Below are 25,785 nucleotides of genomic sequence, written 5' to 3'. Positions count from 1 at the left end.
TAAATTTGATGCTTAGTTTAAGTTTTTAGTTTTTCTGGCTTTTATTAATCCGTTTGCAATGATTGCCAGTATCATAACACCTGAAGCGACATAAAATATAGGGCTCATATGTTCTGATTCCCCAAAGATAAAAAAAGCTAGTATAATTCCGTAAACAGGTTCTAAATTAACTGTTAAAATTAAAGTAAAAGGTGATATATATTTCATTAAATTCACAGATTCCAGCATGGGAAAAGCAGTAAAAACACTGGCTAACAAGCATATTAACGCCAGATCCCTATAGTTTATTTCATTCATCTGAAAAATTTGCCCCGAAAGCAGATAAAATATCATTAAAATGAACCAACCACAGAAGATTTCATAAAAAATAATGTTTCCCGAACTTGTTTTCCCAAACATCTTACCATTAAAAACCGAAAAAACAGTCCCGAATATGGCACACAGAATTCCATAAATAATACCTTCTTTAAAATGAAATTCTGTTTTAAAGATCAATAATATACAGGCCACAATAACAGTTCCCATCACCACTTCGGATATGTCAATTTTCCTTTTGAAAATAATGGGTTCCAGAATCGAGGCAAAAAGTGTCGATAAGGAAAGGCAGCTTAAGGCAATTGAAACATTGGAAACTTTAATAGAATAAAAGAAACAATACCAGTGAAGTGCCATTGCAAAGCCTATAGCAGCCAGCTGAAAGAATATTTTCCTGGACACCTTAATGCTTTCCTTTTTAAAGAATCTGATAAATACATACAAAAAGATTGAGGCAAACAACATTCTGTAAAACACAAGAATCTGAGCATTGGCCTGAATCAGTTTTCCTAAAATTGCGGTGAATCCCCATAAAAAAACTATTAAATGTAACCTGAAAAGCGCCAATTTATGCATAACCTATCCCCTTTTGATTTTAACGTGCAAATTTACAAATACGCTTTTATAAATCTTACAAAAAAACATAAATTTATATTAATAAAAAGATGATAAATAAAGTTTTTAATAGTTTTTACTCTTAATTCAGAACGTTTTCTAATAATTTAGTAAAATCAAAACCAATATGATATTAAGTCAGGATTGAATCAAAACAACATCTGACCAAAACGGTCTCTTAAATATCATATAGAAAGTATTACTGACAAACGCATATAGATATAAAAAAACCCTGAAAATTTGTTAAACTTTCAGGGCCTTCAAATAATAAACTATTAAAAAAATAAACTAGGAACTTAGAGTATTTTGCAGAGAATATCACCTCTGTTACTCTAGTGTAAAGTTAGAAAAAATATAAATTATTTAAAAATATTTTTTAGTTAAAAATTTCACAATTTACTAGAAACCAAATAATTAAACATCTGTTTTACTTCCAATTTATATTCCTCATAAAAATAGTATCTTTAAGCGTAAAAAATTGAAAATTTTATGGACATCGAATTCAATAAACGAGAGGATCAGAACAGATTAAAATTATCTGAAATAAATCGCTTACTCACTGAGATTAAAAAAGGAGGTGGTGAGAAAAGGCTTCAAAAGCTTCGTGATGAAGGAAAAATGACAGCAAGAGAAAGAATAGATTATCTTCTCGATAAAGATTCAGATTCCATAGAAATTGGAGCATTTGCAGGATATGAAATGTATCAGGAGCATGGAGGATGCCCTAGCGGAGGTGTTGTAGTTGTTATTGGCTACGTTTCCGGAAGACAATGTATTATTGTCGCTAACGATGCATCTGTAAAAGCCGGCGCGTGGTTTCCTATCACAGGAAAGAAAAACCTGAGAGCACAGGAAATTGCTATGGAAAACAAGCTTCCCATCATTTATTTAGTAGATTCTGCAGGTGTTTATCTTCCTATGCAGGATGAAATCTTCCCGGACAAGGAACATTTTGGACGAATTTTCAGAAATAATGCTAAAATGAGTTCTATGGGAATCATCCAGATCTCTGCCGTTATGGGGAGTTGTGTAGCTGGAGGAGCTTACTTACCCATCATGAGTGATGAAGCCATGATTGTGGATAAAACAGGCTCTATTTTCCTTGCAGGAAGTTATCTGGTAAAAGCAGCTATCGGAGAAAGCATTGATAATGAAACATTGGGTGGAGCAACCACTCACTGCTCTATTTCAGGAGTAACGGATTATAAAGCTAAAGATGATAAAGATGCTCTGAACAGAATCAAAAACATCATGAAATCTGTCGGAACTACTGAAAAAGCGGGCTTTGACAGAATAGAAAGTTTCCCGCCAAAAGAAAATCCTGAGAATATTTTCGGAATTATGCCGGTCTCAAGAGCTGAACAATACGATACCTACGAAATTATCAAATGTATTGTGGATAACTCCGAATATGAAGAATACAAACCAGACTATGGTAAAAGTATTATCTGTGCAACAGCAAGAGTTGACGGATGGTCCGTAGGGATTGTAGCCAATCAGAGAAAGCTGGTTAAAAGCGGTAAAGGAGAAATGCAGTTCGGAGGAGTGATCTACTCTGATTCTGCAGATAAAGCAACCCGATTTATTGCCAACTGTAATCAAAGAAAAATTCCTTTAATTTTCTTACAGGATGTCACCGGATTCATGGTGGGTTCAAAATCAGAACATGGCGGAATTATTAAAGATGGTGCTAAAATGGTAAATGCGGTTTCCAATTCCGTAGTTCCTAAATTCACTATTATAACAGGAAATTCTTATGGAGCAGGAAATTATGCGATGTGTGGAAAAGCTTATGATCCCAGATTAATTGTTGCATGGCCTTGGGCAGATTTAGCGGTAATGGGTGGTGCACAGGCAGCAAAAGTACTGGCTCAGATTCAGGAATCTACTTTAAAGAAACAAGGAAAAAATATCTCTGAAGAAGAGCATAACGAAATTCTGGATACTATCTCAAAGAAATATCAGAAACAAACTGAATCTACCTATGCAGCAGCAAGGTTATGGACAGATGCTATCATCAATCCTGCCGATACCAGAAAATGGATTTCTATGGGAATTGAAGCAGCAAACCATTCTCCTATCACGGAGAAGTTCAATCTTGGAGTAATACAGGTCTGATAAATAACCCCGGCTATTTTAATTTGAATAGCCGGGGTTATTTTTTTTATTATATGATATAATTAGTTGCCGTATTCCTCTTTACAAAATTCTTCAGGCCCACCAAGTTTCATACAGCATTGATATTTGCTTAAACAGATTCCATTTGGCCATCCCGGAGGATAACACATTCCAAACGCCGGATCATCCGGACATCCAGGCCCTCCGCTTCCTTTAAGTGATTTTAAACTCTCTCTTGAAATCTTTACTAGATTTTTCATAGTTATTTAGCTTTTGATAATTCCTACTCTATTATAGCTTTTCGGATTCCGCTTCCTCTAAAATACTATTTTTTCTATACACAGTGAAATTTAAGTGAAAATTTTTAATCTAAAAATATAATTAATGATACAATTTAAAATAAATTGATTGCTTGGGCTCCTACGAAATTACATTGCTTATGCTTGGTTGGATTTAAAGGAAAAACATCCCTTATCACATTGGTAAGGGATTTTTCATATCCATTCTAGAAATTGACAATAAAAGTGCTTTATCCCCCCCTTATTAACAGGCAAAAAGCTTATATCATATAAAAAAAGTAAAAAAAATAAAATTCACAGATAAGTAATATATGATCATTTTTTATATTTTCAATATTGTTCATTACAGAATATTATACATTAAAATTAACATTAAACAATAAAAACCCAAACCACTAAATATTGATAACCAATACGTTATATTTAAATTTATAATATTCGTGCCATATTTTTTTTTAATATTGCAGTAATAAGCAAATGATGAACAAAATGAAACAATTAAGTACAAGACTTCCCTTGGCTGTTGGTGTTTTTTGTTTTCTATTGGGTACAAACCACCTAAGTGGTCAAAATTCAAAGAAGGATTCTATAAAGAATAAACAAATTGATGAAGTGGTTGTTACTGCACTTGGGATAAAAAGAGATCAGAGAAAACTAGGTTATGCTATTACCAAAGTTGAGACCAAAGACATTACCCAGGCTGGTGTCGTTAACCCCATGGAGGCTCTTCAGGGAAAACTTCCTGGTGTGGAAATAACAGCAGGATCCGGAGGTCCGCAGTCCAGTGCCAGGATCCAAATCCGTGGAAACACATCATTAGGAAACAATAACCAGCCGCTGGTAGTCGTTGATGGAGTAATTATTGACAATGGAGTAACCGGTGCAGATTCCTGGGGTTCCGGTTATGATTTCGGTAATGAAATGAAAAACCTTAACTCAGATGTTTTTGAATCCGTTTCCATATTAAGAGGTGCTGCAGCATCTGCTCTTTATGGTTCACGGGCTGCTAATGGGGTTATTGTCATTACTACTAAGAAAGGAAAGGGTACGAATGGATTGGGTGTCAGGATAAACTCTTCTCTTACTACACAGCATGTCTATAGCAGTCCCAGGTTTCAGAATGAATTTGGTGCCGGTATTGGACCCAGTTTTTCAACAGATGCTAACGGAGACCGTTTTATAGATCCCAACTATTTTTTTTACAGCTATGGACCAAAATTTGACGGAAAACCAGTACAGGATATTGATGGCAGAACAATCCTGTGGAACCCTCAGCCCGATAATTATAAAGATATTTATCAGGTAGGATTTGATCGTAAAAACTCATTTGAACTCTCCGGAGGAAATGATAAATCTACTATCTTATTGAGTTATACCAATCAGGAAGCTGAGGGTATTCTTCCCCGCAACAAATTTATCAAAAACGCCTACTTTATCCGTGCAACCCATCAGTTTAGTAAATATTTGCAGGTAGATGCAAGTTTCAATTATAACCGGTCTTTCGGGCAGAACCCCGTACCTCAGGGAGGAAATGAAAGTCCCCTCTTCAGTTTTATATATGGCACTCCAAGAAGTTTTGATGCTGTTTATTGGAAAAACAATTATCTGGATCCTGTAAATGGCGGAAGAAAACAAGACAGTGCGGATCCTTATGGTATGACGTCTACCTATTTTAACATTTTCCAGAACACAAGAACCCAGAAAGAAAACAATTATATAGGCAGACTTGAGCTCAAATCCCAGTTAACAGACTGGTTAAACTTGATGATATCAGGCAACTTCAATAATTATGATTTTCTGAATGAATCTAAAATACTTGGAGAAAACCCCGGATTCAATGGCGGTGGGTATAGCATTTTGGAAGGGAGAAAGGAGCAGTATACAACGAAATTTCTACTGAATGCCAACTTTAAATTAACAGAAAATCTTACCCTTAACGCCTCTTTTGGTGGAGAAGATTTCAGATCCAAATATAAAGCCACAAGGCAATGGACTAATGGAGGACTTAATTCTCCTGGCGTTTTTCAGATCCAGAACTCAATAGATCCGGCAGGAAGCGAAGCCTATTATACCGATGGGAATCAGTCCCCGAAAAGAATTCAGGGGTTGTATGCTTTTGCTAATTTCGCTTGGAAAGATCAGCTATTCATTGACATTACAGGCCGCAACGACTGGTCTTCCACGTTGGCCTATCCTGATGGACATGGAAGTATAAGCTATTTCTATCCTTCATTTGTTGGAAACTGGATATTTTCTAATTCTTTTAAACTTCCAAAATGGATCAATTCCGGAAGTTTGAGAGGAAGTCTGGCATGGGTGGGAAGAGACACTTCGCCATTCAACACAAGCTCAGGTCTCTATTACAGACACGACCCTTCTGCTTACAATTCCCCTGATGGCGTTCGCATTCCGTTAGTAGGTTTCAATAGTAATTCTCTTGCCAATTTAAATTTAAAAAATGAATTGAGCAGATCCATAGAATTTGGATTAAATATGGCTTTTTTCAATAACCGGCTGGATTTTGATGTCTCTTTTTATAGAACCAATACTACCAATCAGCTGTTAACACTTCCTTTACCACAAGAATCAGGACTCAGCCAACAGCAGATTAATGCCGGAAATCTGCAAAACCAAGGCATAGAAATAGTTGTCAACGCAATTCCGGTAAAACTACCTAACTTCAAATGGAATACCACAGTTACATTCTCCCAAAACAGGGATAAACTTATTGAGCTCTATCCAGGAGTTACGGAATATGTCCTGAACTGGGCCATGGGCACTGACGTAAAAAGTATAGCAATACCCGGCCAGCAATACGGTTTGATACAAACCAAATATGCCTATGCAAGATATCAGGCATTGGACGCAAATGGTAATAAAATTGATGATCCCAGAAACGGAATGAAAGTTCTGAAAGCTGATGGCTCCTATCTGAGATCAGATTCTTACCAAAACCAGGGATATACTACAGTAGGAAAGTTAACTCCCGATTTTTTAGCCAGCTTCAGAAACACTTTCAGGTATAAAAATTTATCTTTAAGTCTACTGATTGATGCAAGAGTAGGAGGTGATATTCTTTCTGCCACATACAATTATGGTGTTCAGTTTGGTAACCTTTCATCCACATTAAAATACAGGGATGAAGAAAGAGGTGGTATCAAATATATAGATTCTCAGGGCAACACTCAATACGGGGTAATTCCCGATGGAGTATTTGGCCAGAATTCTATCATAAAGGATAAACAAGGGGTTACCAGAGATGTAAGCGGTATGACTTATCAGGAAGCTTATGAAAAGGGATGGATCAATCCCGTAAAAACATCTTCCTACTACAACAGATTAGCCTCATGGGGAAATGGTATCCGGGAGCAGGCTGTATTTGAAAATACATGGGTCTCCTTACGTGAAGCACGCCTGACCTATTCCTTTAAACCGGAAATGATCAAATCTCTTGGAGTCAATACTCTCAACCTCTCCCTCATCGGTAGAAACTTATTCTATATCTACAATAAATTACCGGATGGGATAAATCCTGAAGGAAAATATTCCAACAGTGCAGGCAGCTTTGCGGAATATGGAGGAGCTCCTATGTCAAGGTATATAGGATTTAACCTGGATTTCTCATTCTAGCTATTTATTATTCTAAAAATTAACAAAAATGAAAAAAATACTTATACTGGCTCTGTCAATTTCCCTTTTTACATCATGCACCAGCGATTTTGCAGAAATTAATACAAATCCGGTAGATCAGATAAAAGCTACACCTGAAGAACTTCTGCCTTTGGCAATGATGAAAGGATTTGATGGCAGCTTTGAATATTATTATGATTACTACCGCAGAATAATGCCCTGGACTCAGACATTGGTTCCCAGCACAGGCAATTCATCCCAGTTTATGGATGACGGCTCCAATATGAACCAAAGGAAAGATATCTTTTATGGAGATCATGGTGCCTTGCTTACAGACATCATTTACAAAATTGATCACATGCCGGCTGAAGATCAAAAAAAATACGTGAACATTAAAAGTATTGCAACGATTTTAAAAGTTTATTACGCATGGTATGTAACAGATGTGAATGGAAGTATAGCTTATACAGAAGCATTTCAGGCCCGCTACGGGGGAACACAAACACCTAAATATGAAACACAGGAACAATTGTATGATGTTTTTGACAAGCAGTTAAACGATGTATATACTGCAATTCAAAGTGCTGATCAATCTGTACAGGTAAATCCTGGAGATAAAGACTTATTCTTTAAGGGTGATATAAGCAAATGGAAACGGGTAGCTAATTCACTCAGATTAAAAATTGCGTCAAGACTCATGAAAAGAAATCCTGCCAAACTGACTGCCATTGCTTCACAGGTTTTATCAAGGGATGAGATTAGCAGTACAGCAGAGAGCTTCATGTTACGGACTAAAAGGCTAACGGAGCATGGTAATTTCAATCCTGTAGGAATGTCTGCTGCAAAACCTATGGTTGACTTTATGAATGAAAGCAAAGATCCCAGAATATCGATATTTTTCCAGCAAAATGATTATTCCCAGGAAAATATAGATAAGCTGGCAGCAGCCGGTAAAATGGAAAAAACTACGGAAAGCCAGCGCTATGTTGGTGGTTTTGTCAGCCCTAACATGGTTTCAGCGGATATGAGCCGTTATTATACTTCAGCAAAAAGATTATTAAATGGAGTGAATTATGATACCATTTCAAGATTGCAATATAGAATATGGAGGCCGGAAAATATTTCAAAAGGTATCATTGGGACAGGAAATGCTATATTCCCAATTCTTACCTATGCTGATTATTCTCTGTTGAAAGCAGAACTAGCTGCAAGAAATCTTATTCCTGGTAATGTAAAAGATCTTTATGAACAAGGAATCACAGCGTCTATTCAAACCTATAATTATATTGCCAAAGAAGCATTGGTAGATGATTATAAAACAGCCTATGATACCGATATTTTAGCTTATCTAAAACAGCCTCAAATCAAATTTGATCCATCATTGGCCCTGGAACAGATTATCATTCAGGAATATTTAAACTATTTCAAGCAACCTAATGAAGTATGGGCATTGATGAAAAGAACAGGATTGCCTAATGTATCGACTGCGCTTAAGCTGGAAAATCCATTCAGTGAATCCGGAGTTATGTTAATAATGCCAAGAAGAATTGTTCTTCCCACCCCTTCAAAAGATAATCTGAATTATCAAAATCAAAAGGAAGCACTGGACCAAATGAAACAGGATCCTGAATTTGGGACCAGTGAAAGTGATATACAAGGCCGAATTTGGTGGGATAAGAAATAATTGCACCAATATGTAAGCTACTATAATCAGCAATAACTTTTTCACAAAATGAATGCTTTTCTATTTTGTAATGTAAAAAGTACAGCGTAAGATCCTTACAATAATTCAATTAATTAAAAGCTTTATATATTAATAATAGGATCTTACAATTTATGTCATCCTTAGGGTCTGAGTGTCTGACTTTACAATCTTCATTATTACAGGCTCTTGGATCCTTAGAGGATGATAATTTGAATTATAAATATGAACACAATAAATGAAAGATGATATCAGGAGCTGTTTCCCGCTATCCATTCATACTCCTCGCGCCCATGCACTCCCACGCTCCACCACATTCATTCCAACCCAAGCTGCGGGGTAACCATTCTTATCGGGGCTATGATAGTGAACGAACGATCAATGATGCGTTATAAATGATGTGACGAATTCGGGATACGGGTTACGTGGTTATCTTTTCCAATGGAATAATTTATTGGTTCCAATGGTCTTTCTCTTTCATTTGCTCCGCTTCTTCCACCGTGTCATTCCGCAGGAATCCAGCCTCCTTTATTAGAGTCTTTATGATTTAAAGGTTAAAAAGCAAAAGTAATACTGGTTATCTGATAATACTTTGTTGAGACTCCTGCGCAGTGACAATGGATGGGATAAACGATAGTAGTGAAAGCAAAGAAGATATCATATCAGCTGTAAGAATGAATAATTTTATGCTGAACCGGGGTAATGATCTTTCAACAGTGTCTTAAATATCCCTTCCCAATTGATCTAGTGGTTCCAATGGCGTCTCTCTTATTCATTTGCTCCGCTTCTTCCCACTGTGTCATTCCGCAGGAATTCAGCCTCCTTTATTAGAGTCTCTATGATTCCTTTAATTCAGACGATTTAATACTGTAAATTATTTGATGATACTTTGTTGAGACTCCTACCTTTAGATTAGTTCTATGAAATAAATGATTACATTTAGAAAAGAGCAAGCATTTAGTTACACTATAGATTCCTTAGAATATGATTCATACTCCGATAAAGAACTAAATGCTTTTTCATCAAAAGACTTAAATAGAAATTCGGGATTTAAAGCCCATTATCAAGGTGTTAAGAATCAGATGAATTGCTCTTACATTTATAACTTAAACCAAAAGTATGGAAAAAATTGTAATAGGTATTGACATTAGTGCCAAGACACTGGATATCTGTATTAAAAAGTGTGGTTCTTATTCTTTTAATGTTATTGCCAATGAAGCTAAGGCAATCAAAGTATTCTTCAAAATTTTTCAAGAGCCGAAATCTGAGATTATAGTTTCCATGGAAAATACAGGAAGATATAATTGGGAATTATATCAGGTTCTGGAGTATTTTAATTTTAAAGTTTTTGTACTTAACCCCTTACACTTAAAGAAAAGTATAGGCTTAATAAGGGGTAAAAATGATAAAATTGATGCTAAAAGGATCTGTGAGTTCACAGAGAAACATGAAAAAGAGCTTATAGAATGGAAACCATGCTCTGATAACATAAAGAAAATTAAAGTGCTGTTTTCTGAGCGAAATTCTAAGATAAAGCTAAGAGCTTCTTTATTAAAGCAAAGACATCTTTATTCACAACTTGAAAGTATAGGATATGATTCTAAATTTTTAAAAATGAATAAAAAGGAGATTGAAGTTTTAGAAAAGCATATAGATTTTTTAGAAAATGAAATAGAACAACTCATTGATAATGACTCAGATTTATACTCCAAGAAGCAATGTATACAAAGTATTCCAGGAGTAGGAAAAGTATTAAGCTGGATGATTATTGCTAAAACAGAAGGGTTGACAAAGATTAATAACCCCAGAAAATTAGCTTGTTATGCAGGTGTGGTCCCCTTTGGCTATCAATCTGGAACATCAATAAAATGTAAACCTAAGCTTTCTTATTATGCGGATAAATCATTGAAAACAGTACTTCATATGGCTGCAATGAGAGCTGTGAGACTAGAAAATGATTTAAAAATATATTATCACAGAAAAATAAGTGATGGTAAAAACAAAATGGCAGTTTTAAACGCTGTGAGAAACAAAATTATTCATAGAATTTTTGCAATAATCAGAACAGGGAAACTTTATGAAAAAAACTATAATAATTCTTTGTTTTTGTCATAGAAATCGGAGTGACAATGGGTGGAATAAACGATAGTAGTGAAATCAAACAAGATATCAGCCATAAGAATGAATAATTTTATGCTGAACCGGATAATGATCTTTCAACAGTGTCTTAAACATTCCTTCCAATTGATCTAGTGCTTCCAATGGCGTCTCTCTTTTTCATTTACACCGCTTCTTTCCACTGTGTCATTCCGCAGGAATCCAGCCTCCTTTATTAGAGTCTTTATGATTCCTTTAATCCAGACGATTTAATACTGTAAATTATTTGATGATACTTTGTTGAGACTCCTACCGGAGTGACCATTGGAGGGTGTACTGTCCGTTATCATTGATAAGTGATCAATGATGGATGATAGATGATGAATGATAAGTGATGAATGATGAATAATCGATGTATTACTCATTACTCATACATTGAGCTGGGTATAAAACAAAAAAAATCCTTTATCGTTATGATAAAGGATTTTTTAAAAATAAAATAAAAACTGGCGGCGGCCTACTCTCCCGCGTTAGCAGTACCATCGGCGCTGGTGGGCTTAACTTCTGTGTTCGGAATGGGAACAGGTGAGCCCCACCGCTAAAACCACCCTAAAGAAGGTATATAGCTTTAAGCATCAGGCTTGAAGCCTTAAGCTTATTGCGTTTTAAGCGATAAAAACTTTCACAAAGACAAAACCTTCGCTGCGCATAAAGAACTTGTCATTTATTATATGATATAGCAACCAAAGGCTATAAATCTACGGGTAATTAGTACTACTTGGCTATGACATTACTGTCTTTACACCTATAGCCTATCAACGTCGTCATCTACAACGACCCTTAAAAGATGTCTCATCTTGAGGCGAGTTTCGCACTTATATGCTTTCAGTGCTTATCTCTTCCAAACGTAGCTACTCAGCGGTGCACCTGGCGGTACAACTGATACACCAGAGGTTTGTTCAATTCGGTCCTCTCGTACTAGAATCAAGCCCTCTCAAACATCTAACGCCCGCAATAGATAGAGACCGAACTGTCTCACGACGTTCTGAACCCAGCTCGCGTGCCACTTTAATGGGCGAACAGCCCAACCCTTGGGACCTTCTCCAGCCCCAGGATGTGACGAGCCGACATCGAGGTGCCGAACCTCCCCGTCGATGTGAGCTCTTGGGGGAGACTAGCCTGTTATCCCCGGAGTACCTTTTATCCTATGAGCGATGGCCCTTCCATACGGAACCACCGGATCACTATGTCCTGCTTTCGCACCTGATCGACTTGTTGGTCTCACAGTCAAGCACCCTTATGCCATTACACTCTACGCACGGTTACCAAGCGTGCTGAGGGTACCTTTGAAAGCCTCCGTTACTCTTTTGGAGGCGACCACCCCAGTCAAACTACCCACCACGCAATGTCCTTCTGAAAGAAGTTAGGCTCCAAGTAAGTAAAGGGTGGTATTTCAACGTCGGCTCCACAAACACTAGCGTGCCTGCTTCAAAGCCTCCCACCTATCCTACACATTACTTACTCAAAGTCAATACGAAGTTATAGTAAAGGTTCACAGGGTCTTTTCGTCCCATTGCGGGTAATCGGCATCTTCACCGATACTACAATTTCACCGAGCTCGTGGCTGAGACAGTGCCCAGATCGTTACACCATTCGTGCAGGTCGGAACTTACCCGACAAGGAATTTCGCTACCTTAGGACCGTTATAGTTACGGCCGCCGTTTACTGGGGCTTCAGTTAATGCCTTCGCTTACGCTAAGCACCTTCCTTAACCTTCCAGCACCGGGCAGGTGTCAGACCCTATACAGCATCTTTCGATTTAGCAGAGTCCTGTGTTTTTGATAAACAGTCGCCTGGGCCTCTTCACTGCGGCCACCATTGCTGATGGCGTCTCTTCTTCCGAAGTTACGAGACTATTTTGCCTAGTTCCTTAGCCACGACTCACTCGAGCACCTTAGGATTCTCTCCTCGACCACCTGTGTCGGTTTTGGTACGGGTTGCTTCACTTCGGCTTTTCTTGGATCAGATTACACTACAGCAGCTTCGCCCGAAGGCTAGGCCTTGACTATTCCGTCAGTCTCCAGCAGCTACATCCAACCGTCCCCTTTTATTGTGAGCAAGTATGGGAATATTAACCCATTGTCCATCCACTACCCCTTTCGGGTTCGCGTTAGGTCCCGACTAACCCTCAGCTGATTAGCATGGCTGAGGAAGCCTTGGTCTTTCGGTGAGCAGGTTTCTCGCCTGCTTTATCGTTACTTATGCCTACATTTTCTTTTCTATCCGCTCCACAATACCTCACAGTACTGCTTCGGCGCAAATAGAATGCTCTCCTACCAGATATATCTAAAATATAAATCCATAGCTTCGGTAATATGTTTATGCCCGATTATTATCCATGCCGGACCGCTCGACTAGTGAGCTGTTACGCACTCTTTAAATGAATGGCTGCTTCCAAGCCAACATCCTAGCTGTCAATGCAGTCCAACCGCGTTGCTTCAACTTAACATATATTTGGGGACCTTAGCTGTTGGTCTGGGTTCTTTCCCTCTCGGACATGGACCTTAGCACCCATGCCCTCACTGCCGCAGAACATTTATTAGCATTCGGAGTTTGTCAGGAATTGGTAGGCGATGAAACCCCCGCATCCAATCAGTAGCTCTACCTCTAATAAACTTATATACGACGCTGCACCTAAATGCATTTCGGAGAGTACGAGCTATCTCCCAGTTTGATTGGCCTTTCACCCCTACCCACAGGTCATCCGAAGACTTTTCAACGTCAACCGGTTCGGTCCTCCACTCTGTGTTACCAGAGCTTCAACCTGCCCATGGGTAGATCACAAGGTTTCGCGTCTAATCCTACTAACTATACGCCCTATTCAGACTCGCTTTCGCTCCGGCTCCGGTACTTAATACCTTAACCTCGCTAGTAAAATTAACTCGTAGGCTCATTATGCAAAAGGCACGCCGTCACAGCATTACGCTGCTCCGACCGCTTGTAGGCGTACGGTTTCAGGTTCTATTTCACCCTTCTATTCGAAGTGCTTTTCACCTTTCCTTCACAGTACTTGTTCACTATCGGTCTTTCAGGAGTATTTAGCCTTGGAGGATGGTCCCCCCATATTCAGACAGGATTTCACGTGTCCCGCCCTACTCATTTATCATCTTATTATGCCTTTCGAGTACAGGATTATCACCTTCTACGATTGTTCTTTCCAGAACATTCCTCTAAACATAAAAAGACTTTTGGGCTAATCCGCTTTCGCTCGCCACTACTTACGGAATCTCTTCGATTTCTTTTCCTCCGGGTACTTAGATGTTTCAGTTCTCCGGGTTTGCTCCTCTTACGAGGTGACATATCTTCAATATGCCGGGTTGCCCCATTCGGATATCTGCGGATCAATTCGTGTGTGCCAATCCCCGCAGCTTTTCGCAGCTTACCACGTCCTTCGTCGCCTCTGAAAGCCTAGGCATCCGCCATACGCCCTTAACGATTTCTTTCCTATTGGTTACTCAAGCGCTTTATACGCTCGGTTTTCTCTTTGTGATGTCTTTACCGTTAATGTCAATGATCTTAATTTCTTCTTTTCCAACTGATGAACAAATGTTGTTTTTGGCTCCATTCGTAACTTTTAAATCAGTCTTCCAAAACTGTGGAGAATAAGGGAGTCGAACCCTTGACCTCCTGCGTGCAAGGCAGGCGCTCTAGCCAGCTGAGCTAATTCCCCTCTAGGTGCTGCAGGCTTTACGCTATAAGCTTTAGGCGTATTGCCTACTGCTTCCAGCTTAATGCTTACCGCTTTAATTAGTAGTCTCGGGCAGGCTCGAACTGCCGACCTCTACATTATCAGTGTAGCGCTCTAACCAGCTGAGCTACGAGACTGTCTTTTAGACGTAAAAGATGATAGACTGATTGATAATAGACTAATTTCTTCGTCTTTCTCTCTCTGCTTTTATCTTCTTTGCCTCTCTCAATCCCTTTACTAATTTCTAGTGGGTTTTGTATTTTTATATATCAACCAAACAAAAAAACTAAAGCTATACTTTAAGTAAGTATAATGTACTTGCGTACTGATTTTGTTTAACGTCAAAAGACGCTCTAAAATGAGATGTTCCAGCCGCACCTTCCGGTACGGCTACCTTGTTACGACTTAGCCCTAGTTACCTGTTTTACCCTAGGCAGCTCCTGTTACGGTCACCGACTTCAGGTACCCCAGACTTCCATGGCTTGACGGGCGGTGTGTACAAGGCCCGGGAACGTATTCACCGCGCCATGGCTGATGCGCGATTACTAGCGATTCCAGCTTCATAGAGTCGAGTTGCAGACTCCAATCCGAACTGAGACCGGCTTTCGAGATTTGCATCACTTCGCAGTGTAGCTGCCCTCTGTACCGGCCATTGTATTACGTGTGTGGCCCAAGGCGTAAGGGCCGTGATGATTTGACGTCATCCCCACCTTCCTCTCTACTTGCGTAGGCAGTCTCACTAGAGTCCCCAACTTAATGATGGCAACTAGTGACAGGGGTTGCGCTCGTTGCAGGACTTAACCTAACACCTCACGGCACGAGCTGACGACAACCATGCAGCACCTTGAAAAATGTCCGAAGAAAAGTCTATTTCTAAACCTGTCATTTCCCATTTAAGCCTTGGTAAGGTTCCTCGCGTATCATCGAATTAAACCACATAATCCACCGCTTGTGCGGGCCCCCGTCAATTCCTTTGAGTTTCAAACTTGCGTTCGTACTCCCCAGGTGGCTAACTTATCACTTTCGCTTAGTCTCTGAAGCTTGCGCTCCAAAAACGAGTTAGCATCGTTTACGGCGTGGACTACCAGGGTATCTAATCCTGTTCGCTCCCCACGCTTTCGTCCATCAGCGTCAGTTGTTGCTTAGTAACCTGCCTTCGCAATTGGTGTTCTAAGTAATATCTATGCATTTCACCGCTACACTACTTATTCCAGCTACTTCAACAACACTCAAGACCTGCAGTATCAATGGCAGTTTCACAGTTAAGCTGTGAGATTTCACCACTGACTTACAGATCCGCCTACGGACCCTTTAAACCCAATAAATCCGGATAACGCTTGCACCCTCCGTATTACCGCGGCTGCTGGCACGGAGTTAGCCGGTGCTTATTCGTATAGTACCTTCAGCTACCCTCACGAGGGTAGGTTTATCCCTATACAAAAGAAGTTTACAACCCATAGGGCCGTCGTCCTTCACGCGGGATGGCTGGATCAGGCTCTCACCCATTGTCCAATATTCCTCACTGCTGCCTCCCGTAGGAGTCTGGTCCGTGTCTCAGTACCAGTGTGGGGGATCACCCTCTCAGGCCCCCTAAAGATCGTAGACTTGGTGAGCCGTTACCTCACCAACTATCTAATCTTGCGCGTGCCCATCTCTATCCACCGGAGTTTTCAATACCGAATGATGCCATCCAGTATATTATGGGGTATTAATCTTCCTTTCGAAAGGCTATCCCCCAGATAAAGGCAGGTTGCACACGTGTTCCGCACCCGTACGCCGCTCTCAAGATCCCGAAAGATCTCTACCGCTCGGCTTGCATGTGTTAGGCCTCCCGCTAGCGTTCATCCTGAGCCAGGATCAAACTCTCCATTGTATGTTTGTCTGACTCACTCAAAGTTTTTAACGCTTTAGTTTTTCCTTACTTGGTTGTTATATTGTATGTCAATGATCTTTATATCTTCCGCTTTTTCCGAAGCAATCTCTCTGTCAGTGTCGCTCCGTATTTGCGAGTGCAAAAGTAAAACTTTATTTTTTAATGACCAAATGTTTTTGAAGAAAATTTTAAAGTTTTTTAAGTAACCTTAACCCTTCTCAAAACCTCAATCTCTATACTCCTGCGCTCCCTCTAATTGGGACTGCAAAGATACAAACTCTTTTTTAACTGGCAACTTTTTTTACAAAAAGTTTTGAAGTTTTTTTCGCTTGTTTCTTTTTTGAAGTAATATCGTTTATGCCTATCTAAAGGCGCTTCTGCGCTACTGTTCTACTCTCGTTTTCAGTGGGGCAAAGATAGCAACTTCCTACAACGCAAAACAAGTTTATTTAACATAAATTTTACATTACGGTGATATTTGTTCCTAAAGAACTGGGTAGCAGGGGGAAAAATTTTAAACATTTGTTTGGAGAATCGGGGTGAGAGTGTGGGAGCGTGGGAGAGTTTGAGTGTTTGAGGGGAGAGGGGTATGATTCGGGGTGCCGGATGCGGGGTTTGGGGTGAGGAAGATCAAAAAAAATAAGGTATATATAATATAAGAGAGAGACTAGCCTATATAAGAGAATAAGCTTCATTCGATTAAGCTCGGGATTATAGCCCGCTCCTATTGATGGAAGATTATATATAATGAAGGGAGATTGTTGTTTTTTATGTATGGGGATGATCATTGCCCACGGATCTCGCAGATTTACACAGATAAGAGGGGCCTGCTTTATGTATACATTTATATTATATATAGAATGGGAAGGATGGAAATGCTAAAGAGTATATTTAATACAGAGTAATAAGGTTTAGCTCCTATAACCGTAATTAATTACAATGCTTCGACTCTGCTCAGCATGACATGGCTAATACTAACTGTTAAAAAAAATCTTAGACATTATACTGTCATTTTACTTCTTTTAAGGCTCTTGTAAAGAAGTTGGGATTCCTGCGGAATGATACAAGGGGAATAGAGATTTGTACTCAATAATATGTTTCCATAGAAATCTACAATATGAAAATTCAATACCAATGTTCCTTTTCTACCTAAACACCCGAAACTCGCAACTCAATAACCCGAAACCCGAAACTCATCACTCATCATTAACGACTCCTATCCTAGCCCTGATAGTAATGGTTACCCCGCAGCTTGCGTCGGAGGGTAGGTTTTAGGTGTGGAGGCCCTTCGGCTTTGCTCAGGGTGAGAGCGTGGGAGTGCGAGGGCGCGAGGAGTATGAATGGATAGCAGGAAATAGCTCCTAATAAAGTTCGAGAGTTGGAGGGTTGGAGAGTTGGAGCGTTGGAGAGTGAAAAAGTTTAAATATACTGGTGAAGAGAGAATAAAAAATGGATATAAAATCGTGATGATTTGAAAGGCGTGTTAAAAGAAACGCTTAATTAATAGCTTATAGGTATAGTATCCTAATAAGCATCCAATGGTATCAGCTACGATATCTAAAGTTTCCATCGATCTTCCCAATCCCATTTCTTCCTGCAGGATTTCGGTGAGGAAAGCATAAAGAAGGATGATCTGGACAAAGTATGAGAATTTTATTTTGGGAAATGCAGCAATGAAAGAGAAACCCAATGCTGCGAATATGCTTACATGCAAAACCTTGTCGATACCGCTGAACATGAACCAATATTCATGGTTTTCTTCTCCCGGCTTGAGAAGCATATAAGTAAGAAATGCCCAATAAATGGGCAGTATCTTACTAAATATTTTTGAAATCTTATCCAATGATCGCTTTATAATCATCTGCAGAAAGTAACTCTGACTGATCTGCCCCATCAGCAATTTCCAATTTGATGATCCATCCGTCTCCATAAGGATCTGTATTTAACAGTTCAGGCTGATCTTCTAATTCTGAATTAAATTCAATAACCTTTCCTGAGATAGGTAAGAACAGGTCTGAAACAGTTTTTACTGCTTCTACACTTCCGAAAACGTCTCCTCCATTAAGATCATCATCTACAGTATCTACATCAACGTAAACGATATCTCCAAGTTCTCCTTGTGCGAAGTCTGTAATACCGATTGTAGCAACGTTACCTTCGATCTTGATCCATTCGTGATCTTTCGTGTACTTTAATTCTGATGGTGTGTTCATTTTTAAATTTTTATTTTGTACAAATGTATTCAAAAATATAGTAGTTTCAAATATTGGATATAAAAAAAGTCCCTCAAAACTGAAGGACTTTTATGTTTGTATTATTTTTAGAATCCACCACCCGAATCTCCGAATGTAAATGTGGCTGAGATACCTGCTCTGACCGTAGACAGCGGGAATGCTGTGGAGATCTTATATTTTGAGGTCATCTGTTCGTAGAATACTCTCAGGTTCAGATTCTCGGAGACATTGTAGTCTGCTGAAAGTTTGATGTTCATCAATCTTTGTCCTCCGGTAACCTGAGCATCATTCAACAGGATATTCATAATGGATGTTTTACTGTCTCTTAATGAAATATCTCCTCTGATGTTAAGATCACTTCCTTTTCCTCTTGTTCCTCTTCCTCTGATGTTGGCTGTTCCTAGTCTGAAGTTTCTGACAATATAACCAAGTCTTACTACATATTCTGTATTCGCATCTTCGGTAAGTGTCTGGTTGACTAATCCCAGTACCATCATTCTGGTTCTGTTATACTGTATTCCAAACTGCATATTGTTTCTCATAGTAACATCTACTCCTATAAGCGGTGAGAAAGATTCTACATATCCCACCTGTGCGAATGTATATGGGTTAATCTTATCTCCATCATTTTTTTTCACATTACCGGCATCATCCACCGTCTGATAATATCCGTTCGGGTTACCATGATAATCTACGTTACTTTGAATACCTGTTGCTGTATACGTAGCAGTATAGGCATGTGAGATATCGAACTTTGTGAACTGCCCGCTGATGATAGGGATATTTTTTAATCCAGAATAGGTAATTCTCCAGTTTGGCAATGGGAATCCTGCCTTTTTAGGGTTGCCCATAGGTGACACAGATTTTCCTTCCATCGCTGCTCTAAAGGCTGGGATTAATACATAGGCATTTCCAATGCTGTAATGCTTTGCAAATCCGTTATTATCCAATACTGCCCCAGGACCTCCCAATTGTTGAGAAAGCGCTCTTGCGTTTTCTCTGATCGCCTGGTAAATTGCCTGTCCATCTTTAAATGATGTGCTGAGAAGCGACGTAGTATTGGAATACGTTATCATTTCGCTGGCAAATGTAAAATCCGTATCAGGAACACCACCATTGGTATAGTTAAATCCTGTATGCGAGAAGTTACTGTTGAAGGTATGCAACACATTAAGATCGACTCTCAGGTCATTCATAGGCATCACCTGTAGGTCTGCTCTCAACTCTTTGGTCGACATTCTTACATACGGATCTGTCATATAATTTGAATTACTTACCCATCCGTTTTCCATTACTGTTCTTCTGATATCTGCCTGTGATCCTAAAAGGAATCCCAGTGTCGGACCTCCCAATGTCTGTCCGTATCCATACCAGTTTGGTGCTGATATTAATCCCGGAAGTACGGTACCATTCGTTTCGTTATAACTTACGTTTAACTGTTTAAATGAAGTTAAGAAGAATGCAGCACTTTGAAGTGGCGTAAGCTTATTCTTAAATTTATATTTCTTATATCTGTATCTGTTTTTCTCCCATTGTTTCGCATACACATTATTCAGAGAGTCCATCTCCTGTCTGCGTTTCTGAAGTTTGGCATTAATATTTTTGAAATAGTTAAACTGTCCAAAGAACTTCGGAAGATCCGCAGAAGCTGTTGCCTGAATCACATTGGTATTCTGTCCAACAGATCCTAGACTTGCGGTCTGATTTGTATTAGGATCAGTAAATCCAAGCAATGACGTAGACCTCGCCGCCCAGTTATAGGTAAATCCGTATCCTACTTCTGCATCAATGAAATCCAGATAAGGCAAATATTGGAATGGTAGCTTATAGTTTAACTGTGCTCTGTGATTATACAATACCGGCCTTCCTGCTCTGAATATATTTCCGAAAATCGATTTGCTGTCCATCGAATTTACATCCAGATTGTCATTTAATGTTCTGGTTGCGGAATTGATTTCCAGTTTTAATGATTTTGTAAAATTGAATCCTAATCCATACTGCCATCCAAAGAAGAAGTTTCTGTTTCTGATGGCATCGAAATTACTGTTCATATCACCATTAAGGATTGCTTCCACATTTCTGAACTCAAGCTCGTTGTAGTTTCTGTCGATTTCAGTTCTGAAAGAGATTCTTGTAGGAATTGGATTGATATTGAATTCTTTTACCCATCTCAGATACTTTGTCGATTTTGCCGTATCACTGATCATCTTATTGAAAGGCTTAAGTACCCACGGTTTAAAGGTGTAGTTATAATCAATATATCCTCTCAGATACTGTCTGTAATTTCTCTTGGTATAGATATCTCTGAAATAGTCATCGTTATAAACAGCAGTTACTGATACGTTTTCAATATCATAAAACTTAGGCTTTTTATTTGGATTTACTCTTTCTTTATGCATGTTAACGACTCCTATACTTCTCTGTTGAGTATAGGTTCTCGCTACTTTTTTCAACTGATCCTTGTTCGGAGCCTTATTGAATTCCACGTCGGTATCCAGAGGATTGTACTTTGGATCTTCAATAGTCTGTGAGTAAGAATAGTTTAAAGGAATTTTCACCCCTGTTTTTTCCGGAAGGAATTTATCTACATTGATCGCCGTATTGATGCTGAATGCAGATTGAGTAGACTGTGTTCTTTCTGCAGGTTTTGAATCGATATTCCCGAAACCAACTGAGGTATAAGAAGCATTGGCATTCACTGTTGCCAGGTCTCCCATATTGAAGTTTAAGCTGGCATTTCCTGCATACCCTCCATCATTCTCAATTTCAGAAAGACGGATTTCGTTTACCCATAGAACTCTTGTTATGGTAGAGTTTGTTCTTGGATCTGCATTTCTTACCCCAATCATAATGGTTGTAATATTTCCTAAGCTTGGCCTACCTTTGATATAAATATTTTTATAAGGTTCCTGATAGACAAGATCCATTGTTCTATTCGTGATTGCAACACCCGATTTGTCTCTTCTGATTTTAGCATCAACAAAGTTCTGAACATCAAAATCAACTTCATTTTCCATTGGCCAGATCTCCATAGGAGCTGTAGCAGTTGTAGAAGTAAGCTTCATTGTAGATTCATATTCATAATAGTTATCAGTGGCATCACTTCCAAAACGAATAAAGAATTTTGTCTTAGGATCATACGTCCCTACATTTAAATCTCTATTTTCCGGATCATGAGCGTGCACAAACAGCTTCAGCTTTTTGTATCTTCTCATATCCAGCGTTGTATTTTTGAAGACACCTCTTGCCTCAGTTTTAAGATCTTTCACTTTCATGTAAAGTGAGGCTTCATTCTGTCTCTGTGCTCCCGCATTTCCACTTAACACCTGTCTGTCAATTCCCGGAGGCAATACATATGGTGGTTGGTTCAATGCATTTTCTTCAATATTTACACTTCCTATTTCAAAGTTTGGGTCTGTCACAGTTCCGGTTCCTTCTTCAGGATTAGTAACATTTAAACTTGCAATTTTACCGGTATACTTTCTCCAGTCTGATCTTACAAGATCCATTGTTCCGAATCTTAAAGTAGATGTCTGATCAAATCCTGCAAGCATCAATCTTGCAAATCTTACGTTATTTAATACTTCATCTTCGTGTGTTCCTTCAGCTGGATCATAATTCGCTACAGGAATTCTAAACAGGTACCATTTAACATCTGAAGACTGTCCGTTCTGGAAAGTTGCTTTTACTGTTTTTACATCTACAATATTATTCGTTCCCAGTGACAAACTTGGCTGATCAAGCTTTATAACATATTGGTTATAATTTTCAGTCTGATCCAGGTTGTAATCTTTGTTGATATCTTCAGCATCCGGAGTTTGCGAAGCTACATTCAGAGAGTTTGCTTCTGAGTTCCCCTCAGGGTTTCTGAAATATTTGTATCGTTCCACCACTGAAGCAGCCTGGCTTCCTGTAAATTTATCAGAAAGATAGAATACGAAGTCATCCACTGCAGGGTCAGCAATATTGGTTACCGGGTTTACAAATGTATTTCCGAATCTCATCGCTTCCTGATCAGAAGTAAGACCATCATATCCGGCATCCTGTACTTTCCTATCCTCTCCTTCTGTAGAGAATGCATATAAGATTGGCGGCTGTTTTGGCTGTACTCCCCAATTTGAATTCGTCGTAGAAGATGGTGTACCTGGAGTTGGCAATCCGTTTTCATACTGCATTTTTCCATCTTTCAATACATCTTCTGAAACGTTTCCTAAATGAAGTAATAGTTTTGGATCAGTACCCAGTGTTTTACCATCTGCGTAAGGATCCATCATCCAGAATTCAACGTATTCAATGTTTGAAGTAACAAAGTTGGGAACACTGATGGATCTCATAATCCCTGCCCATCTGCTTTGTGGTTGTTCTGTCAACGGGTTTACGTTGTACGGTCCTTTTTCTTTCGGGAAATAAGAGATATCAAAAGTATTCGTAAAGGTTTGTTCTCCTGCTACGAAATCTCTGTTATTATAAATCTCCGAATATTGTACTCTTCTGGAAGCGTGATTGGATACAGACTGTGGTGTAATTCCTGCAGGAGCTTTTCCTCCGACTCCCCAGAATCTAGGGTCGATATTATACCATGTTAAAAGTCCTCTTCCATATCCGCTTGTTATATCATCATTTCCCGGTACCGTATTAAATGGCGGTAAAGTATTTTTTTCCGGTTTTGAAGCAAGGCTCCATGCTGCCGGCTCTTTTAATGATATTTTAGAGGTTGTTTGTTCAAAATCGTCAATGTAAGACTGGTTGTTTGTTCCTTTATTCAATCCAGGTAATAAGTAAGCTGCTTCCATCTTAAAGTTTAAGTTGGATGGAGCTTCAGTTTTTACCATCGGAAGTTTATTGGTAAGTCTTGTCAGATAAGGAGCCTGATTGTTGTACATCAGGTTGATCCCTGCCATGGTATTGTTTACCGCTTCCTGCCCGAAGTTTACTTTCTGAGTCAATGGAGATTCTGAGTAATTGATCACCGTTCCTCCCAAGATAAAGTTTTCACTGAATCTTCTTTCTAGGTTTAATCCTAAGAATCTTTTTCTTTGGGTATTAAAGGTCAACTGGTTTTCCAGTGAAATATTGATGGCCTGTCCGGACTGTTTTACATTTTCATTAATGATCGTAACCGTACCCAGCATATAATCTACGGTATAGTCTACACCTTCCGTAAGCTGTACTCCGTTTGCTGCTACTTTTACTGATCCCTGAGGAACGTTTACAGCTCCTAAAGAAATACCTTGTCCCTGAACACCTTTGTAACGCCCTTCCATGGTATACCTTTGTGCAAGATTACTGGCGGATGCCTGTAGCTTTTGTTTGGTATAAAGATCCTGAAAAACGTATTGAGGATCACTTGTACCCAATTTTGATTCCAGATACTTACCGAAAGGCTGCACTTTGGTAAAGATAACCCTTCCGGTTTCCGGCCTTATGGTAATCCCATTCACAAAGTCGAAAATACCATCACCTTTGCTTCCGTCTTTATTGTTCTGGATATCGCCGTTCATATTGAGACGGTCCCAGTTAAATAACTTCAATAAATTCTGATCTTTTACAGGAGTATCCGGAAGATAGTTTACTTTACCTCCGGTTTTTGGATCTCTGTAATATACATTAAGGATAAAGCCATCCGGAGATACCTGTCCTGCATCCATAGAATAGACATTCTTCATCATCAGATCCCACATCGGAGATTGAGTGTTCACCTTGTTATTTGCTCTTAAAACTTTAGTGATCAACACAGGACTTTCTTCAGAAAATTCCCCTACTTTGTATACTTTATTACTTCCATTAACAGTATAAGAGTACGAAACGGCTAAAAGCTGCTGGTCATTCAGTTTTTGATTTAATGAAATATAACCAAGCTGTGGCTGGAAGATAAATTCATTGGCATTCAGTTTTCTCGCTTTTGTAGCAAGAACAAATTCTTCTCCGTTATTGTAGGGAGTAGGTGTTCCCGGGAAGACATGCCCCTGAAAAAGAGCATTGTAATTTTTCCCAGCTTCTCTTGTTCCGGCTACTTGTGATACTTCATCATACAATCCGTTCAACGAGTTATCCGGCAGCGTTACTCCGCCGGGGCCTTCGCCCAGATCCCTGATCCCGATGATACTTTTCTGGTAAGCCAGATTACTGTTGCTCTGATCCAATACCCAGACTTCCATTCTGGTAATGTTGATGGTTGAGTTGATCTGCGGATAATTAAGTAAGGCATCATCATATTTGTTCAGGAAATAATGTCCTATAAAGAAGTGCTGGTTTTCTTCATAGTCAATGGCATTGACTTTAAAATTGTTCATCACACCACCTCCCTGTACTACAATATTACGAGCCTCTCCCTGTTGCTGGGAAAGAACTACGGTTCCAAATGTTTTTCCTAACTGGAATTCTGTTTTCACCCCGAACAGTGATTGGGAACCTCGGATAAGACTGGTTGAAAGCGGCATGTTTACGTTACCAAATTCAACTCTTTTGATGATTTTATCTTCTCCTCCTTCATTCGGTTTATCTACATTTCCAAGACCTTTACTCTGAAGATCTTTCCAGCTTCCTTTTGCCTGCCATACAAGATTCATCCTGTTTTCAAAAGCAAAACCACTCTGGGTATCATAATTGGCCTTTAACTGTAAGTTTTCCCCTACTTTTCCCAATAATCCCAACTGAATTCTCTGATCGATATCAAAGGTAAAACTGGTCCTGTTCTGAGGCAGGATCATTGGGTTATCTATTTTCTGGTAAAGTCCTGCAAAGTCCAGGGATGCGTATCCTGAAGGGATGATTTCAATTTTATTACCACCGAAAATGGTTTCAAAAAGCTTGTTGTTGATCTGTAATGAAGGAATAAGCCCTTTCTTTCTGGCATCAGATCTGTCTCTTCTGAAGAGAAGATTATATTTATCGGATTTCTCCTTGTAATAGGCTTTTGTCTGGCTGGCAAGCATATATTCTTTATACTCTTCCGGAGACATGGCTGTAGGAGGACCTGTAATGGTATTTCCGATTTTTGGATATACATAGTACATCCCGGTTTTTATGTCGTAATAGGCTTCATACCTCGTAGGGTCGGCCACTTCATATTGTTTTCTTATGATCGCTGTATCTTTCTGTGCCTGCCCAAAGGCATTTACAGACATACACAGGAACGACAGGAACAAAAATAT

At 39.2% G+C, this 25,785-nt stretch carries 9 protein-coding genes, 2 tRNA genes and 3 rRNA genes; 4 read left to right on the top strand and 10 right to left on the bottom strand.

All coding sequences use genetic code 11. The features are described 5' to 3' along the window. Positions 1-12: 12 nt before the first annotated feature. Positions 13-891 (bottom strand): DMT family transporter, encoded by an 879-nt coding sequence (locus V0410_RS18915; protein ID WP_110011811.1) that lies wholly within the window; start codon positions 889-891, stop codon positions 13-15. 528 nt (positions 892-1,419) lie between these two features. On the opposite strand from V0410_RS18915, the gene V0410_RS18910 reads away from it, so the two are divergent. Then, entirely contained in the window at positions 1,420-3,048 is a 1,629-nt protein-coding gene (locus tag V0410_RS18910; RefSeq protein WP_110011812.1) for an acyl-CoA carboxylase subunit beta, read from the top strand. 62 nt (positions 3,049-3,110) lie between these two features. On the opposite strand, the gene V0410_RS18905 is transcribed toward V0410_RS18910, so the two are convergent. Next, positions 3,111-3,308: a hypothetical protein gene (locus V0410_RS18905; RefSeq protein ID WP_202843765.1), complete on the bottom strand. Its 198-nt coding sequence runs from the start codon at positions 3,306-3,308 to the stop codon at positions 3,111-3,113. A gap of 528 nt (positions 3,309-3,836) precedes the next feature. Between V0410_RS18905 and V0410_RS18900 the strand changes: the two genes are divergently transcribed. The 3 genes from V0410_RS18900 (at position 3,837) to V0410_RS18890 (ending at position 10,794) form a co-directional block, all read left to right on the top strand. Further along, positions 3,837-6,977, top strand: coding sequence for a SusC/RagA family TonB-linked outer membrane protein (locus V0410_RS18900; protein ID WP_330745231.1), 3,141 nt, complete (start codon positions 3,837-3,839; stop codon positions 6,975-6,977). Between the two features lie 28 nt (positions 6,978-7,005). Next, a complete protein-coding gene (locus V0410_RS18895; protein ID WP_330745230.1) occupies positions 7,006-8,661 on the top strand; it encodes a SusD/RagB family nutrient-binding outer membrane lipoprotein in 1,656 nt (551 codons plus the stop codon). A 1,137-nt stretch (positions 8,662-9,798) separates the two neighbouring features. Next, a complete protein-coding gene (locus V0410_RS18890) occupies positions 9,799-10,794 on the top strand; it encodes an IS110 family transposase (protein ID WP_330744043.1) in 996 nt (331 codons plus the stop codon). Between the two features lie 486 nt (positions 10,795-11,280). Here the strand turns inward: V0410_RS18890 and rrf are convergent. The 8 genes from rrf to sov form a co-directional block, all read right to left on the bottom strand. Beyond that, a 5S ribosomal RNA gene (rrf, locus tag V0410_RS18885) occupies positions 11,281-11,388 on the bottom strand. A 136-nt stretch (positions 11,389-11,524) separates the two neighbouring features. Beyond that, positions 11,525-14,279, bottom strand: a 23S ribosomal RNA gene (locus V0410_RS18880). Positions 14,280-14,432: 153 nt separating this feature from the next. After that, positions 14,433-14,506, bottom strand: a tRNA-Ala gene (locus tag V0410_RS18875). An 81-nt stretch (positions 14,507-14,587) separates the two neighbouring features. Further along, positions 14,588-14,661, bottom strand: a tRNA-Ile gene (locus V0410_RS18870). 219 nt (positions 14,662-14,880) lie between these two features. Next, positions 14,881-16,397, bottom strand: a 16S ribosomal RNA gene (locus tag V0410_RS18865). The 16S, 23S and 5S rRNA genes sit together here with 2 tRNA genes alongside, the layout of an rRNA operon. Before the next feature lie 1,483 nt (positions 16,398-17,880). Beyond that, a complete protein-coding gene (locus V0410_RS18860; RefSeq protein ID WP_317047533.1) occupies positions 17,881-18,207 on the bottom strand; it encodes a VanZ family protein in 327 nt (108 codons plus the stop codon). Between the two features lie 25 nt (positions 18,208-18,232). Continuing rightward, positions 18,233-18,610: a glycine cleavage system protein GcvH gene (gcvH, locus tag V0410_RS18855; RefSeq protein WP_047098621.1), complete on the bottom strand. Its 378-nt coding sequence runs from the start codon at positions 18,608-18,610 to the stop codon at positions 18,233-18,235. Between the two features lie 107 nt (positions 18,611-18,717). After that, the gene (sov, locus tag V0410_RS18850) at positions 18,718-25,758 is read right to left on the bottom strand and encodes a T9SS outer membrane translocon Sov/SprA (protein ID WP_330747724.1); all 7,041 of its coding nucleotides are present in this window, start codon (positions 25,756-25,758) and stop codon (positions 18,718-18,720) included. Positions 25,759-25,785: the final 27 nt, after the last annotated feature.

It is taken from the genome of Chryseobacterium sp. CP-77, from assembly GCF_036362765.1.
In the GTDB taxonomy this organism is placed as follows: Bacteria; Bacteroidota; Bacteroidia; order Flavobacteriales; family Weeksellaceae; genus Chryseobacterium; species Chryseobacterium cupriresistens.
This window is presented reverse-complemented; position numbering and strand designations above follow the sequence as displayed.